General features: G+C 58.6%; 13 protein-coding genes and 1 tRNA gene. 1 reads left to right on the top strand and 13 read right to left on the bottom strand.

From position 1 onward, the window contains the following. Positions 1 to 7: 7 nt before the first annotated feature. The 8 genes from nusA to ftsH form a co-directional block, all read right to left on the bottom strand. Entirely contained in the window at positions 8 to 1501 is a 1494-nt protein-coding gene (nusA, locus tag KZO34_RS07220) for a transcription termination factor NusA (protein WP_219475052.1), read from the bottom strand. A gap of 57 nt (positions 1502 to 1558) precedes the next feature. Continuing rightward, a complete protein-coding gene (gene rimP, locus KZO34_RS07225) occupies positions 1559 to 2020 on the bottom strand; it encodes a ribosome maturation factor RimP (protein WP_219475054.1) in 462 nt (153 codons plus the stop codon). 318 nt (positions 2021 to 2338) lie between these two features. Continuing rightward, positions 2339 to 2423, bottom strand: a tRNA-Leu gene (locus KZO34_RS07230). 7 nt (positions 2424 to 2430) lie between these two features. After that, positions 2431 to 2811 carry a preprotein translocase subunit SecG gene (gene secG / locus KZO34_RS07235; RefSeq protein ID WP_219475056.1) on the bottom strand — a complete coding sequence of 127 codons (381 nt, stop codon included), beginning with the start codon at positions 2809 to 2811 and terminating at the stop codon, positions 2431 to 2433. An 18-nt stretch (positions 2812 to 2829) separates the two neighbouring features. After that, the gene (tpiA, locus tag KZO34_RS07240) at positions 2830 to 3594 is read right to left on the bottom strand and encodes a triose-phosphate isomerase (protein WP_219475059.1); all 765 of its coding nucleotides are present in this window, start codon (positions 3592 to 3594) and stop codon (positions 2830 to 2832) included. 75 nt (positions 3595 to 3669) lie between these two features. Further along, complete coding sequence (gene glmM / locus KZO34_RS07245; RefSeq protein ID WP_219475061.1) at positions 3670 to 5013, bottom strand: phosphoglucosamine mutase; 1344 nt, start codon at positions 5011 to 5013, stop codon at positions 3670 to 3672. After that, on the bottom strand, positions 5013 to 5843 hold the full coding sequence (folP, locus tag KZO34_RS07250) for a dihydropteroate synthase (RefSeq protein ID WP_219475063.1): 831 nt from the start codon (positions 5841 to 5843) through the stop codon (positions 5013 to 5015). Before folP ends, glmM begins: the two co-directional genes overlap by 1 nt. An 85-nt stretch (positions 5844 to 5928) precedes the next feature. Beyond that, entirely contained in the window at positions 5929 to 7872 is a 1944-nt protein-coding gene (gene ftsH, locus KZO34_RS07255) for an ATP-dependent zinc metalloprotease FtsH (RefSeq protein WP_219475066.1), read from the bottom strand. Positions 7873 to 8305: 433 nt separating this feature from the next. Here ftsH and yhbY point away from each other — a divergent pair, with 433 nt between their 5' ends. Further along, positions 8306 to 8617 (top strand): ribosome assembly RNA-binding protein YhbY, encoded by a 312-nt coding sequence (gene yhbY, locus KZO34_RS07260; protein WP_257900222.1) that lies wholly within the window; start codon positions 8306 to 8308, stop codon positions 8615 to 8617. A gap of 78 nt (positions 8618 to 8695) precedes the next feature. On the opposite strand, the gene greA is transcribed toward yhbY, so the two are convergent. The 5 genes from greA to dnaJ all read right to left on the bottom strand — a co-directional run bounded on the left by greA (position 8696) and on the right by dnaJ (position 15801). After that, positions 8696 to 9175, bottom strand: coding sequence for a transcription elongation factor GreA (gene greA, locus KZO34_RS07265; RefSeq protein WP_219475069.1), 480 nt, complete (start codon positions 9173 to 9175; stop codon positions 8696 to 8698). A 4-nt stretch (positions 9176 to 9179) separates the two neighbouring features. Beyond that, a complete protein-coding gene (gene carB / locus KZO34_RS07270) occupies positions 9180 to 12398 on the bottom strand; it encodes a carbamoyl-phosphate synthase large subunit (protein ID WP_219475071.1) in 3219 nt (1072 codons plus the stop codon). 90 nt (positions 12399 to 12488) lie between these two features. Continuing rightward, on the bottom strand, positions 12489 to 13619 hold the full coding sequence (gene carA, locus KZO34_RS07275) for a glutamine-hydrolyzing carbamoyl-phosphate synthase small subunit (protein ID WP_219475076.1): 1131 nt from the start codon (positions 13617 to 13619) through the stop codon (positions 12489 to 12491). A 227-nt stretch (positions 13620 to 13846) separates the two neighbouring features. Continuing rightward, complete coding sequence (gene dapB, locus KZO34_RS07280) at positions 13847 to 14647, bottom strand: 4-hydroxy-tetrahydrodipicolinate reductase (protein WP_219475079.1); 801 nt, start codon at positions 14645 to 14647, stop codon at positions 13847 to 13849. 26 nt (positions 14648 to 14673) lie between these two features. After that, positions 14674 to 15801, bottom strand: coding sequence for a molecular chaperone DnaJ (gene dnaJ, locus KZO34_RS07285; protein WP_219475081.1), 1128 nt, complete (start codon positions 15799 to 15801; stop codon positions 14674 to 14676). Positions 15802 to 15845: the final 44 nt, after the last annotated feature.

The raw sequence follows: 15845 nt of genomic DNA on the forward strand, positions 1-15845 counted from the left end.
TCCCGAATTAAGCCTGGTCTTCAAACCAGGGGGCACGTGCCGTCATGATCAACTGACCCGCACGCTCTTCATCCATACCTTCAATCTCGAGCAGATCGCCTACCGACTGCTCCGCCAGATCTTCCATAGTCCGCACGCCCATACCGGCCAGCTTGAATGCCAGGCTGCGGTCCATGCCGTCCATTCCCAGAAGATCTTCTGCCGGCTCGGCGCCCTCAAGCGCCTCTTCACTTGCCAGCGCCTGATTCAGCAAAACGTCCTTGGCGCGGCGACGAAGCTCGCTGACGGTGTCTTCGTCAAAGCCCTCAATCGCCAACATTTCTTCCATCGGCACATAGGCCACTTCTTCAATGGACGTAAAGCCTTCATCAATCAGGACACCGGCGAATTCATCGTCCACATCCAGATTACTGGTGAAGTGATCCACCAGACGATTGTACTCCTGTTCCTGGCGCTCGCCGGCTTCTTCTTCGGTCATCACGTTCAGAGTCCATCCGGTCAGCTCGGTCGCCAACCGGACATTCTGCCCGTTACGACCGATCGCCTGCGCCAGGTTATCTTCCGCAACCGCGACTTCCATGGTGTGGCGGTCTTCATCCATGACAATGGAAGCCACCTCCGCCGGTGCCATGGCGTTGATCACCAGCTGCGCGGGGTTATCGTCCCAAAGCACGATATCGACCCGCTCACCGCCCAACTCGTTGGACACCGCCTGGACGCGTGACCCGCGCATACCGACACAGGCGCCGACCGGGTCGATCCGGCGATCATTGGTTTTTACTGCAATCTTGGCGCGGGAGCCGGGATCACGGGCGGCACCACGGATCTCGATCAGCTCTTCTGCGATCTCGGGCACTTCAATGCGGAACAGTTCAATCAGCATTTGCGGCGCGGTGCGGCTGAGGATCAACTGCGGACCGCGATGATCCGTCCGAATCTCCAGCAGCAACGAGCGAACCCGATCGCCCATGCGGAAAGTTTCCCGGGGGATCAGGTTTTCGCGGGGCAACAACGCCTCAGCGTTCGCGCCCAGGTCCACAATCACGTTGTCACGGGTGACCTTCTTGACGGTCCCGGACACCAGCTCACCGACACGGTCACGGTAGCTGTCGACGATCTTGGTGCGCTCAGCTTCCCGAACTTTCTGGAAAATGATCTGCTTGGCCGCCTGAGCACCAATCCTGCCGAAGGCGACGGATTCGGTTTTCTCTTCGTGGATGTCACCGGGCTTCAGGTTGCTGTCAATTTCTTCCGCTTCCTGCAAGGTCAGCTCGGTACCCAGGGCCGGAACTGCATCGTTATCGACGACCAGCCAGCGACGGAACGTTTCATATTCGCCGGTACGACGATCGATGGAAACGCGGATATCGGCTTCCTCGTCCTCGTACCGTTTTTTGGCAGCGGTGGCGAGCGCAAGCTCGATCGCCTCAAAAATCACATCCTTCTCGACTCCCTTCTCGTTCGAGACGGATTCAACCACCAGCAAGATCTCTTTACTCATTCGATTGCCCTGCCCTCAAAATAAACTGTGCGTCCACTGACTTTTGTTCAGGTGTGTTCATTCAAATACCGGGATGATGTGCGCCCGCTCGATGCTATCGAACGGCAGCATATACTCGTGGTCATCGACCAGCAGAATCACATCATCACCCTCAACGCCCTTGATCAGCCCCTGAAACTTGCGACGGCCTTCAAACGCCATGCGCAACCGGATCTGGACCTGATGGCCCGCAAAGGCTTCATATTGCTCCAGGCGAAACAGCGGTCTGTCCATTCCGGGCGAGGAAACCTCCAGGGTATATTCCGTCTGGATCGGGTCTTCCACGTCCATCACGCCGCTGATCTGGCGACTGACTTTTTCGCAGTCCTCAACCGAAATGCCGTTCTCGACATCATCGATAAACACCCGCAGTTTCGAGTGGTGACCCTGCGAGCGATATTCAATCCCCCAGAACTCATAGCCCAGGCCTTCGACCACCGGCCGAAGAATGTCTTCCAGTTGCTTAAGCTTGGCTGACAAGTTATGCCGTCTCCGTTTTCAAATTTACCGGCCCCAAAAACAAAAAAAGGGCTGTTGATCAGCCCTTTTTATGCACCAGGGCCTGATGCGCCAGGCCCCTTAATCAAAAAGCCCCTGAAAATGGGGCCCTTTGTTGCAAGAACTCACAGGAAGCAAACCGGTGAACCGCTTCCTGCTGACAGACACCTGGCCTGCCAGAACCTGCGCGCTTACACGCGCTGGCTCCAATATCCGCCGGAGTATAGAGACGCCGGAGGAACTGGTCAAGGACTGACCAAAAAAAACGGCCTGGAGATTCCAAGCCGTTTTCCTACTATATGGTGCCCGGGGCCGGACTCGAACCGGCACGGCTTTCGCCACTACCCCCTCAAGATAGCGTGTCTACCAGTTCCACCACCCGGGCAACACTCTTACTCGAGCTCAGGGAGATCAGACTCCCTGCTCTCGGTCTCGCTGTCCGGCGCTGATTCACCTTCCGCAGCCTGCTCAGTCGGGGCAGCTTCCTTGGACTCCTGAACAACAGGAATACCAGCTTCACCCGCCACTTCGGCACGCTGCTTGGCGAATACCGCCAGCGAAAAACTTGTCACAAAAAAGACGATTGCAAGAATCGTGGTAAAGCGGGTCAGGAAACTTCCGCTACCCTGACTACCGAAGACAGTCTGGGATGCACCACCACCAAATGCGGCGCCGGCATCTGCACCCTTGCCCTGCTGGATCAGCACAAGACCCACCAGTGCCACCGCGATAACCACGTGCACAACGACTACCAGTGTTTCCATCCAATCCATATCGACTCTCGCGAACCTTTAGCTTTTGGTACCCGCCGGCATGGACCGGCAAATACTCACAAAATCTTCTGCTACCAGAGATGCCCCGCCGATCAAACCGCCGTCAATATCCGGCTCGGCAAAAAGGGCCGCTGCATTATCCGCTTTTACACTGCCGCCGTAAAGCAGGGAAATACTTTCGGCTGGCGCCCCGATCTCTGCAAGCACCCCGCGGATCGAAGCGTGCATTGCCTGGGCATCTTCCGCAGTGGCGGTCTTGCCTGTGCCGATCGCCCAGACCGGCTCGTACGCCACCACGATATTGCTCCACTGGTCGGCACCGACACTGGCCAATCCTTCCTTGACCTGCGCGGCAACCACCGCTTCGGCACGACCGGCCTCACGCTCATCCAAGGTTTCGCCAACACAGACAACCGCTGTCAGGCCACAGGATGCCAATCGTTCAACCTTGGCGGCAACCACATCATCGGTCTCGCCGAACAACTGACGCCGCTCCGAGTGACCAACCAGAGCGTAACGACACCCCTGATCTTTCGCCATGTCTGCCGAAATTTCTCCGGTGTAGGCCCCTGACTGCCACTGACCGACGTTCTGGACGCCGACAGCCAAACTGCTGCCTGCCTGCTCTACGACATCACTGACATAAATCGCGGGAGGAATAATAACAACCTCCACGCCATTATCAAGAGCGCCGGTCTCCGCCCGGACTTGATCAACAAGGTTCCTGGCGAGGTCTTTCGACCCGTTCATTTTCCAGTTTCCGGCTACGATCTTGCGACGCATAACAGTTCCCAATTCCAAGGGAGGGCGAACTATACAGCAGTGCCTCCCGACAGACAACCGCCTGAAAATACAAAATTAAGCGGCAGAATTCTCCACCACCACCGCCAACTCCCGGGCAATGCGCGCAATCTCCGCCGCATCGTGCCCCTCGGTCATCACACGGATCAGCGGCTCAGTGCCAGACGCTCGCAGCAGGACCCGACCAGCATCGCCAAGCTGCGATTCAGCCTTGCGCACGGCGGCAACAATATCTTCACGGGCATGAGGGTCGAAGCGCCGCGCAACCCGGACGTTTACCATGGTCTGTGGCAGCTTGCTCATTCCCTGGCGCAGTTCGGCGAGACTCTTGCCGGACTTGCTCACGGCCAATAAGACCTGCAGCGCAGAAACAATACCATCCCCCGTGCTGGTGCAATCCCTGATCACCATGTGACCAGAGCCTTCGCCGCCAAGCACCCAGTTGTTGGCCAGCAGCCGCTCCATCACATAACGGTCACCCACCTTGGCACGCTCGAACTCGATACCCTGCTCACGCAAGGCAAGCTCGACCCCAAGATTGGTCATGAGAGTTCCGACGACCCCGCCCTTGAGCCGGCCCTCGGCAAAACGCTGGGAGGCGATCACATACAGCAGTTCATCACCATCCACTTCGGAGCCGTCGCGGTCGACCATCAGCACCCGATCACCGTCGCCGTCAAAGGCAATACCCAGATCAGCCCCTTGATCGACAACGGCCTGCTTGAGCCTGGCAAGATAGGTAGACCCGACGTTGAGGTTGATGTTGAGGCCGTTTGGCTCACCACCAATGACCGTCACTTTGGCACCCAACTCCTGAAAGACCTTGGGCGCAACGTGGTAGGTTGCACCATGGGCACAGTCGAGGACAATCTTCATGCCATCGAGGGCGAATTCATTGGGCACCGTGCTTTTGCAAAACTCCACATAGCGGCCAGGAGCATCGTCAACCCGCGAGGCTTTGCCCAGCTCTTCGGAGGAACAGACCTCAAGAGGCTTATCGAGCCAACGCTCGATCTCCGCTTCCAGCGCATCATCAAGCTTGGTCCCGGCGTGCGAGAAAAACTTGATGCCATTGTCATGGTGCGGGTTGTGGGAGGCACTGATAACAATCCCTGCAGACGCCCGAAAGGTCCGGGTCAGGTAAGCAATGGCTGGTGTGGGCATGGGGCCGAGCAGCTTTACGTCGACGCCAGCCGCAGAGAGTCCGGATTCCAGAGCCGATTCGAACATATAACCGGAAAGCCGGGTATCCTTACCGATCAGCACACTGTTGCGCTGCCCGTCGCGTTTGAACGCCTGTCCAGCTGCCCAGCCCAGCTTGAGCATGAACTCCGGGGTAATGGGTGACTCGCCGACCCGGCCCCGAATCCCGTCGGTGCCAAAATATTTTCTCTCGGACATTAACGCGCCTCCTTCATCGCCGTCACCACCTTGACGGCATCCACTGTTTCGCGGACATCATGCACCCGTATGATGCTGCCCCCTTTCATGGCTGCTATTGTCGCGGCGGCAAGACTTGCGGGCAACCGTTCATTTACGTCGCGACCGGTGATCGCACCCAGCATGGACTTTCGGGACATACCAATAAGGAGAGGATGGCCCAACACGTGCAACTGCTCAAGGGCGGAGAGCAGCCGGAGATTGTGCTCCAGGGTCTTGCCGAAACCGAAACCCGGATCCAGGATGATATTCTCTGGCCGCACCCCGACATGCTCAGCCACTCGCATGCGCTCGGTCAGAAAGGAACTGACGTCCCGGCAGACATTTCGGTATTCCGGACGGTCCTGCATGGTGTCCGGCTCGCCTTGAATGTGCATGATGCAGACAGGAATATCGGCGGTCGCCGCTGCCTCGGGAGCACCATCCCGCTGCAACGCCCGGACATCGTTGATCAGCCCGGCACCCAGGCGCGCGGTCTCAGCCATCACCTCCGGCGCACTGGTATCTACCGAGACCACCACCTCCAGTTCCCGGACAATCGCCTCGACCACCGGACATACCCGGTCCAGTTCCTCCTGAACCGAGACCGGTGCGGCGCCGGGCCTGGTGGATTCACCACCCACGTCAATGAATGCCGCACCATCCGCGATCATTTGCCGAGCTCGAGCCATCGCCGCCTCCGGGCGATTGAATTGACCACCATCCGAAAAAGAATCCGGCGTGACATTCAGGACACCCATTACGTGACAGCGAGACATATCCAGTACCCGCCCGGCAAAATTCATTTCCATAGCAAACCTTTTTTCGGGAGAACAAAAACAAACGCCGCCCGGAGTCCGGGCGGCGCAGAGGTATCGCTTTCGAGTCGCGGTTGTGTCAGTGCTCGCCCGCAGGCCGACCAACACCGGGCTGACGGCCATCATCGGAGCCCTTGGGCTCGGACGCGGACTCAGGCTCGTCAACCTTCGCACCACCGGTCGGACCACTGTCACCCCAACCTTTGGGAGGACGCGGGACCCGGCCTTCCATGATGTCGTCAATCTGGAACCGGTCGATGGTCTCGTACTTCATCAAGGCGTCGGCCATCAGGTCGAGCTTGTCGCGATTATCGATCAACAACTGACGGGCCTTCTCGTAACACTCATCAATGATGTTACGGACCTCCTCATCAATACGCTGCGCGGTTTCCGGCGAATAAACGGTCTGCGACTGACCGGCGGAACGCCCCAGGAACGGCTCTTCGCTGTCGGTATCGTACTGCAGCGGCCCAAGCTTTTCGGACAGGCCCCAGCGGGTAACCATATTGCGGGCGAGACTGGTGGCCCTCTCGATGTCGTTGGACGCACCGGTGGTGACGCCATCAAACCCGAGGGTCAGCTCTTCGGCAATTCGACCACCAAACAGGCTGCAGATCGAGCTGATCAGGAAGCGCTTGCTGTGGCTGTACTTGTCCTCTTCCGGGAGGAACATGGTCACACCCAGGGCACGTCCGCGAGGAATGATGCTGACCTTGTAGACCGGGTCATGCTCGGGCATCAGACGCCCGACAATGGCATGCCCGGACTCATGGTACGCAGTATTCCGCTTTTCCTTCTCGCTCATCACCATGGACTTGCGCTCGGCGCCCATCATGATCTTGTCCTTGGCGAGTTCAAATTCTTCCATGGACACCAGACGCTGGTTGCGGCGCGCGGCAAACAACGCCGCCTCGTTCACCAGGTTGGCAAGATCCGCGCCGGAGAACCCGGGCGTGCCGCGAGCAATCAGGACCGGTTCAACGCCATCCGCCAGGGGCACTTTCTTCATGTGCACCTTAAGAATCTGCTCCCGGCCAATGATATCCGGAAGGCCGACAACAACCTGACGGTCGAAGCGTCCCGGACGCAACAGCGCCGGATCCAGCACGTCAGGACGGTTGGTGGCCGCGATGACAATAACGCCCTCGTTGCCCTCGAAACCGTCCATTTCGACCAGCAGCTGGTTCAGGGTCTGCTCGCGCTCGTCGTGACCACCACCCATGCCAGCGCCACGATGGCGACCGACCGCATCGATCTCGTCGATGAAGATGATGCACGGACTCTGCTTCTTGGCCTGCTCGAACATGTCGCGCACCCGAGAGGCACCGACGCCCACGAACATTTCCACAAAATCCGAGCCGGAAATGGAGAAGAACGGCACCTTCGCCTCACCGGCGATCGCCTTGGCAAGCAAGGTCTTACCGGTACCAGGCTGCCCCACCATCAAAACACCTTTCGGAATGCTACCGCCAAGACGCTGGAATTTGCTGGGATCCCGCAAGAAGTCCACCAGCTCCTTCACGTCTTCCTTGGCTTCGTCCACGCCCGCCACATCGGCGAAGGTCGTCTTGATCTGATCCTCGCTCATCAGGCGCGCCTTGCTCTTGCCGAACGACATGGGGCCCTTGCCGCCACCGCCGCCTTGCATCTGTCGCATGAAGAACACGAACAGCGCGATGATGATCAGTATCGGGAATGCAGCCACCAGCAACTGAGTCCACAGGCTCTGGCGCTCGGGCTCCTTACCGATGACTTCCACGTTGTTGGCCAGCAGATCGTCCATCAGCTTGTTATCGGAGACCTGTGGTCGGATCGTCTGGAACTGGGACCCATCACCACGGGTACCCTGGATTTCCAGACCATCGATCGTCACCTTGTTGACCTGGCCCTGCTGGACCATCTCAACAAACTGAGAATAATTGACTTGTTGCCCGCTGGTGGTGGGGGAGAAATTCTGAAACACCATCAGCAGCACGGCGGCTATAATCAGCCAGAGAACCAGATTTTTTGCCATATCGTTCAAGGATCATCACCTGTGAATTGAAGAGCTGTCCGCGGGGGAACCACCCTTTTCTGACACCTTACACCAATTGTACGCCCGTCCACCAGAAACGGCCCATCCGTATCGGCCACAGACGGGCGACCCTAGGGTCGGCCCTGACAGCCCATGCAATCCTGAAAAAATTGCGGCCACACCTCACATATTGGGCGCCAAATCTGAAATTACAACGCCCGGATTGCGGTTTGACCCGGCCACTGTTGAAATGTTCCTGCAACAGCACCTTCCGGACCGACGAACGGCGGGCGCCGACAGCATTCTGGCCACCAGTTTCCAGGCTGTACGTGTTAACGGCCATTTTTACCCGGAAGTGATCTGTTACAATCCTGCAATTATACGACTTTGCCAGCGTACATCGCTGACGTTTAGCTAATTGCACCTATAAAGAGATTACATCATGAGTCTTTCACCGGAACAGCGCCGGGAATACCGGGCCATTGCCCACAATCTGAAGCCAGTCATCATTGTCGGCGACAAAGGCCTGTCCGATGGGCTTCAGGAAGAGCTCGAGCGCGCGCTGAACGACCACGAACTGATCAAGGTCAAAGTGGCCAACCAGGATCGGGACGCCCGCCAGGAAGCAGTCAATGCCCTTTGTGAGGCCTCGGGGGCCGAATTGGTCCAGTCCATTGGCAAGATCGCGGTGATTCTGCGCCGGGCCAAAAAACCCAATCCCAAGCTCTCCAACCTGCTGCGCCACAAGAACTGAAACCGGGCGCCAATCAGGGACAAAAAAGCCGGCTAGGGGTAACCCCGAAGCCGGCTTTTTCATGGGCGCACGTCGGTATCAGACGTATTCCACTTCTTCGATTTCGTATTCGACGGTGCCGGAGGGCACCCGAATGGCCACCACATCGCCCTCGTTCTTGCCCACCAAGGCACGGGCAATGGGTGAGGAGATGGAGATCTTGCCGGCCTTGATGTCGGCCTCGTCCTCTCCGACGATCTGGTAAGCCACCTGCTCGTCGGTGTCCATATTCAGCAAATGGACCGTGGTCCCGAAGATCACCTTGCCGGTGTTCTCCATGGTGGTGACATCGATCACCTGGGCCGCGGACAACTTGCCTTCGATCTCCTGGATGCGACCTTCGATGAAGCTCTGCTGCTCCCGGGCCGCATGGTACTCAGCATTTTCTTTCAGATCGCCGTGCTCACGAGCGTCGGAAATCGCTGCAATCACCCGCGGGCGATCTTCGGACTTCAGCTTCTGAAGCTCGGCGCGAAGGCGACTCTCGCCGCCCTTAGTCATCGGTACTCTGTCAGCCATAGTCTCACTTTCCTGCGTGCAGATCCTGGAGGCGACGTACAGTGCGCTCCGGGCCGAATTTGATGGCCCGACAGAAGGCTTCGCCGCCCGCCAGGGTCGTTGTATAGGTCACCTTGGTCTGTAGCGCGGACTGGCGAATCTGCGCCGAGTCCGAAATCGCCTTGCGACCTTCGGTGGTATTGATAATCAGCTGAACCTGACCATTCTTGATCGCATCCACAATGTGCGGACGCCCTTCGCGGACTTTGTTCACCCGCTCGACTTCAATGCCGGCCTCTTTCAGGGCCTTGGCCGTGCCGGTGGTGGCAATCAGCTTGAACCCGGCGTCAGCCAGATCGCGTGCGACCTTCACCGCCTCGGGCTTGTCGACATCGCGAACCGACATGAACGCCGTACCCTTCACCGGCAGACGCTCTCCCACGGCCAGCGCGGCCTTGGCAAAGGCTTCGTCAAAACTGTCGCCCAGCCCCATAACCTCACCGGTCGACTTCATTTCCGGGCCAAGGATGGGATCCACCGCCGGGAACTTGTTGAACGGGAACACGGACTCCTTCACCGCGAAATAGGTCGGAATAATCTCCTTGGTGAACCCCTGATCCGCCAGAGAGACACCCGCCATCGCCCGCGCCGCAACCTTGGCCAGGGAGACGCCAATGGCCTTGGAAACAAAGGGCACTGTCCGGGAGGCACGCGGATTGACTTCAATCACGTAGATCTCGTCATCCTGCCAGGCGAGCTGCACATTCATCAGGCCGACCACGTCCAGCTCGATCGCCATCTTCTTAACGGCATCGCGCATTTCATCCTGAACCTGCTGGGACAGGGTGTAGGGCGGCAGGGAGCAGGCAGAATCACCGGAGTGTACGCCGGCCTGCTCAATGTGCTGCATGATGCCACCAATCACCACGTCCTTGCCGTCACAGATGGCATCGATGTCGACCTCGATGGCGGCATTGAGAAAGTGGTCCAGCAGCACCGGGCTGTCGTTGGACACCAAAACCGCGTTGCGCATGTAACGTACCAGCTCGTCTTCATCGTAGACGATTTCCATGGCGCGACCACCCAGTACGTATGATGGGCGAACCACGAGCGGGTAGCCGATCTCACGGGCGGCCAGAATGCCTTCCTCGTGACTGCGCACGGTAGCGTTCTCCGGCTGCTTGAGCCCCAGACGGGTAATCATCTGCTGGAACCGCTCGCGGTCCTCCGCCCGGTCAATGGCGTCCGGGCTGGTACCGATGATCGGTACGCCGGCCGCTTCCAGACCACGGGCCAGTTTCAGCGGGGTCTGGCCACCGTATTGCACGATCACGCCCTTGGGTTGTTCGACGTTGATGATTTCCAGCACGTCTTCCAGGGTGATCGGTTCGAAATACAACCGGTCGGAGGTGTCGTAGTCGGTGGAAACTGTCTCCGGGTTGCAGTTGATCATGATGGTTTCGTAACCATCCTCACGCATCGCCAGGGCCGCATGCACACAGCAGTAGTCAAACTCGATCCCCTGACCGATGCGGTTCGGACCGCCACCGATAACCACGATCTTGTCGCGGTCACTGGCGTCCGCCTCGCACTCTTCCTCATAGGTGGAATACATGTAGGCGGTATCGGAGGCGAACTCCGCGGCGCAGGTGTCCACCCGCTTGTAGACCGGGCGGATGCCCAGATCGTGACGAAGCTTGCGAAGACTCACTTCCGAGATACCCAGCAGCTTGGCCAGACGGGCATCGGAAAAACCTTTGCGCTTGAGACGGAACAGGGTGGCCTGATCAATATCGGCCTTGCCAGCGGATTTCAGGGTCTGCTCTTCCCGGATCAGATCTTCAATCTGAACCAGGTACCAGGGGTCGACGTGGGTATGCACGAACACATCGTCGACGCTCATGCCGGCACGGAAGGCATCACCGATGTACCAGACTCGCTCGGCGCCGGGCACATTCAGCTCACTGATGAGGGTTTCCTGGGAATCCTCCGAGCTCAGATTCTCCAGCTTCTCATCGAACCCCTCAGACCCGACTTCCAGACCACGCAGGGCTTTCTGGAGAGATTCCTGGAAGGTACGACCGATCGCCATCACCTCACCCACGGATTTCATCTGGGTAGTCAGCCGGGCGTCAGCCTGGGGGAATTTCTCAAAGGTGAACCGCGGAATCTTGGTGACCACGTAGTCAATGCTGGGCTCAAACGAGGCCGGAGTGACGCCACCGGTGATCTCATTGCGCAGCTCGTCCAGGGTATACCCCACCGCGAGTTTGGCCGCGACCTTTGCGATCGGGAAACCGGTCGCCTTGGAGGCCAATGCCGAGGAACGGGACACACGCGGGTTCATCTCGATCACCACCATGCGGCCGGTATCGGGGTTGATGCCGAACTGAACGTTGGAACCGCCGGTTTCCACGCCAATCTCACGCAGAACCGCCAGGGAGGCGTTCCGCATGATCTGGTATTCCTTGTCCGTCAGGGTCTGGGCCGGGGCCACGGTGATCGAATCACCGGTGTGCACGCCCATGGCGTCGAAATTCTCGATGGCACAGACGATGATGCAGTTGTCCGCCTTATCGCGGACCACCTCCATCTCGTATTCCTTCCAACCTATCAGCGACTCGTCAATCAGCAGCTCATTGGTCGGGGAAAGGTCCAGACCACGGGTGCAGATCTCTTCGAACTCATCACGGTTGTAGGCGATACCGCCACCGGAACCACCCATGGTGAACGAGGGGCGGATGATGCACGGAAAGCCGATGTCATCGGCCACTTTCCAGGCCTCGTCCATGGAATGGGCGATGGTGGCACGGGGGCACTCGAGGCCGATCTTCTTCATGGCCTTGTCGAAGCGGTCCCGGTCTTCCGCCTTGTCGATGGTGTCGGCGTTGGCGCCGATCATTTCGACACCGTGTTCCTGCAGCACCCCGTGCTTTTCCAGATCCAGCGCACAGTTCAACGCGGTCTGGCCGCCCATGGTCGGCAACAGGGCGTCGGGCTTTTCCTTTTCAATGATCTTGGCGACGGTTTTCCAGGTGATCGGCTCGATGTAGGTCGCATCGGCCATCACCGGGTCGGTCATGATGGTCGCCGGGTTGGAGTTGACCAGAATGACCCGGTAGCCCTCTTCCCGCAGGGCCTTGCAGGCCTGGGCTCCGGAGTAGTCAAACTCGCACGCCTGCCCGATCACGATGGGGCCCGCGCCCAGGATCAGGATGCTTTTGATGTCAGTACGTTTTGGCATGTCGTGGTAAACCTGTCAGCAACTTTGAAATTCTTGCAGCGCAAAACGCGGCGCGTGTCGTACCCGGACATCGGCCCGGGAGCACTGCCCTCAGGCAGACCGGGCTTCCATCAGCCGGATAAATTCGTCAAACAGCGGCGCCACGTCGTGGGGGCCCGGACTGGCTTCCGGGTGTCCCTGGAAACTGAATGCCGGTTTATCGGTGCGTCGGATACCCTGCAAGGTGCCATCGAACAGGGATTTATGCGTCGCCTCCACGGTACTCGGCAGGGAGCTCTCGTCCACCGCGAAGCCATGGTTCTGACTGGTGATCATCACCGTGCCGTCCGCAATGTTCTGCACCGGGTGATTGGCGCCGTGGTGGCCGTGCCCCATCTTCATGGATTTTGCACCACTGGCCAGGGCCAGCAGCTGATGCCCCAGGCAAATGCCGAACACTGGAATCTCGGTCTCCAGAACCTCGCGAATCGCCGTGATGGCATAGTCACAGGGCTCCGGGTCACCGGGGCCGTTGGACAGGAACACACCGTCCGGGTTCATCGCCAGCACCTCGGAAGCCGGCGTCTGGGCAGGCACCACGGTGATGTCGCAGCCCCGGGAGGCCAGCATCCGCAGAATGTTGAACTTGACGCCATAATCCCAGGCGACCACTTTGAACCGTGCCTCGCCACGCTCGCCGTAGCCGTCGGTCAGGGTCCACTCGCTCTGGGTCCAGTTCCAAACCTTTTCAGAGGTCACTTCCCTGGCCAGGTCCATGCCCTTCAGGCCCGGAAACGCCTTGGCCAGTTCCAGGGCGCGCTCCGCCGTGGCATCGGCGCCGGCAACAACGGCACCGTTCTGGGAACCCTTATCGCGGAGGATGCGCGTCAGACGACGGGTATCGATATCGGCAATGCCAACAATGTTGTTGCTTCGCAGGTAGTCGTCCAGCGCCCCCTTGCTGCGCCAGTTGCTGGCAACCAGCGGCAGATCGCGGATGATCAGGCCGGCAGCCTGGACGCGATCGGATTCCACGTCCTCTTCATTCACACCGGTGTTGCCGATGTGAGGATAGGTCAGTGTGACAATCTGGCGGGAGTAGGACGGATCGGTGAGAATTTCCTGGTAGCCGGTCATGGCGGTGTTGAACACCACTTCACCACTGGTTTCGCCGTCAGCGCCAATGGCGGTGCCGTAAAACAGGCTTCCGTCTGCGAGTGCAAGGATTGCAGGTGTGCTCAAGGCTTGTATCCTCATCGAGTGGCGTATCGGTTCGTCACGAACAGGAACGCAAGCGCAAATTCAGGTCGCAAAAAAGCGAGAGGGAGTCAAAACTCCGTCCCGCTTTTTATTGTCCGGGAACCTTATTTGTTCCCTGGGCGTTTTTCAAAGCTACGCTTGGTGCAGTTAAACCGCCTTATTGTAAAAAATAAGCGGCTTTCTGTCCATGTATAATCGCCCGCGCGACTCTATTTGAGCGACAACACATCCTGCATGTCGTACAGCCCGGCTGACTTACCCTTAAGCCAAAGAGCTGCCCGCATCGCGCCCTTGGCAAAGGTCATGCGACTGCTCGCCTTGTGGGTAACCTCAATCCGCTCACCCTCGGTGGCAAACAGCACGGTATGATCCCCCACCACATCCCCGGCACGAATGGTTTCGAAACCGATTTCTTTCCGGGTCCGCTCGCCGGTGAAGCCTTCACGACCATAAACCGCGCATTCTTTCAGATCGCGACCAAGAGCATCGGCGACCACTTCCCCCATCCGCAGGGCGGTACCCGATGGCGCATCTTTCTTATGGCGGTGATGAGCCTCAATGATCTCAACATCGTAATCATCGCCCAGAGTCTGGGCTGCAGTGCGCAACAGGTTCAACACCACATTAACGCCGACACTCATATTTGGGGCAAACACCACCGGCGTGGATTCCGCGGCCAAGGCCAACTGCTCTTTCTCGGCCTCGGACATTCCCGTGGTTCCAATTACCAGCATTTTGCCGTTGGCCTTGCAGAATTCCGCGTTCGCCAGGGTGAGATCCGGAAAGGTGAAATCGATGAGTACGTCAAAATCATCTTTCACCGCATCCAGACCACCGGCCATCTTGATACCGGTTTTGCCGATGCCGGTCATTTCCCCGGCGTCGGCCCCGACCAAGCTGCTACCCGGCTCGACGACGGCCGCACCCAGCTCAAGGCCTTCGGTGCCGTCAACGGCCTCGATCAACACCTTGCCCATGCGCCCGGCGGCGCCGATGATTGCTACCCTCATGCTCGCATTTCCCTTTCGTCTGCTCGTCAGAATTTCATTTCGTCGAAGAAGCTTTTGACACCCTCGAACCAGGAGGTTTTCTTCGGAGCATGCTCGGTACCGTTGCCGCCGTCCAGAGTTTGCTGAAACTCATCCAGCAATTCCTTCTGACGCTTGGTCAGGTTGACCGGCGTCTCGACGATCACTCGGCACAGCAGGTCGCCTGCCGGACCACCTCGAACCGGGCTTACCCCCTTGTTACGCAGACGGAAAAGCTTGCCAGTCTGGGTCTCGGGGGGAATCTTCAGCTTCACCCGACCATCGAGCGTTGGCACTTCCAGCTCTCCCCCCAGGGAGGCATCGACAATACTGATCGGAACTTCGCAATACAGGTTGCGACCATCCCGGGTAAAGATGGAGTGTTCACGCACAGCGATCTGAACATACAGGTCGCCCGGCGGCCCACCATCGATGCCCATCTCACCTTCGCCGGAGAGACGGATGCGATCGCCGGTATCCACGCCCGGCGGCACTTTGACCGACAGCGTCTTTTCTTCCTGAACCCGGCCCTGACCATGACAGGACTTACACGGGTTCTTGATGATCTGACCAGAGCCCCGACATGTGGGACATGCCTGCTGCACGGTGAAGAAACCCTGCTGCATCCGGACCTGCCCCATACCCTTACAGGTACCACAGGCTTCCGGCGTTGAACCTTTCTCCGCACCACTGCCATCGCAGACTTCACATTCCCGGTGGCCGGGAATCTTGATCTGGACGTTCTTGCCTTTTACGGCCTCTTCGAGATCCAGCTCCAGCGTGTAGCGCAAATCCGCACCGCGGGTGTTGCGGCCACGTCCGCCACCGCCACCAAAGATGTCTCCAAAGACATCACCGAAAATGTCGGAGAAGCTGGCACCGCCACCTCCGAAACCACCACCGGCCTGGCCATCGACGCCAGCATGACCGAACTGGTCATAGGCAGCCCGCTTGGAGTCGTCTGCGAGAATCTCGTAGGCTTCGCTGGCCTCTTTAAACTTGTTCTCGGCTTCGGTGTCATCCGGGTTACGGTCGGGATGATACTTCATTGCAAGCTTGCGGTAGGCTCGCTTGATTTCCTTCTCGTCCGCATCCCGGGAAATTCCGAGAATGTCGTAATAATCGCGCTTGGCCATGCTTTTAAAACCCTGTTTTTAAACGCGGAAAACGCGGGGAATTC

Source organism: Marinobacter sp. F4206 (assembly GCF_019392195.1).
GTDB lineage: Bacteria > Pseudomonadota > Gammaproteobacteria > Pseudomonadales > Oleiphilaceae > Marinobacter.

Excerpts from the sequence above, each read along its gene's own strand:
- dapB (WP_219475079.1), bottom strand. The coding sequence starts at position 14,647 with ATGAGGGTAGCAATCATCGGCGCCGCCGGGCGCATGGGCAAGGTGTTG.
- tpiA (WP_219475059.1), bottom strand. The coding sequence starts at position 3,594 with ATGCGTCGCAAGATCGTAGCCGGAAACTGGAAAATGAACGGGTCGAAA.
- glmM (WP_219475061.1), bottom strand. The coding sequence starts at position 5,013 with ATGTCCGAGAGAAAATATTTTGGCACCGACGGGATTCGGGGCCGGGTC.
- dnaJ (WP_219475081.1), bottom strand. The coding sequence starts at position 15,801 with ATGGCCAAGCGCGATTATTACGACATTCTCGGAATTTCCCGGGATGCG.
- secG (WP_219475056.1), bottom strand. The coding sequence starts at position 2,811 with ATGGATTGGATGGAAACACTGGTAGTCGTTGTGCACGTGGTTATCGCG.
- carB (WP_219475071.1), bottom strand. The coding sequence starts at position 12,398 with ATGCCAAAACGTACTGACATCAAAAGCATCCTGATCCTGGGCGCGGGC.
- folP (WP_219475063.1), bottom strand. The coding sequence starts at position 5,843 with ATGGAAATGAATTTTGCCGGGCGGGTACTGGATATGTCTCGCTGTCAC.
- yhbY (WP_257900222.1), top strand. The coding sequence starts at position 8,306 with ATGAGTCTTTCACCGGAACAGCGCCGGGAATACCGGGCCATTGCCCAC.
- greA (WP_219475069.1), bottom strand. The coding sequence starts at position 9,175 with ATGGCTGACAGAGTACCGATGACTAAGGGCGGCGAGAGTCGCCTTCGC.
- nusA (WP_219475052.1), bottom strand. The coding sequence starts at position 1,501 with ATGAGTAAAGAGATCTTGCTGGTGGTTGAATCCGTCTCGAACGAGAAG.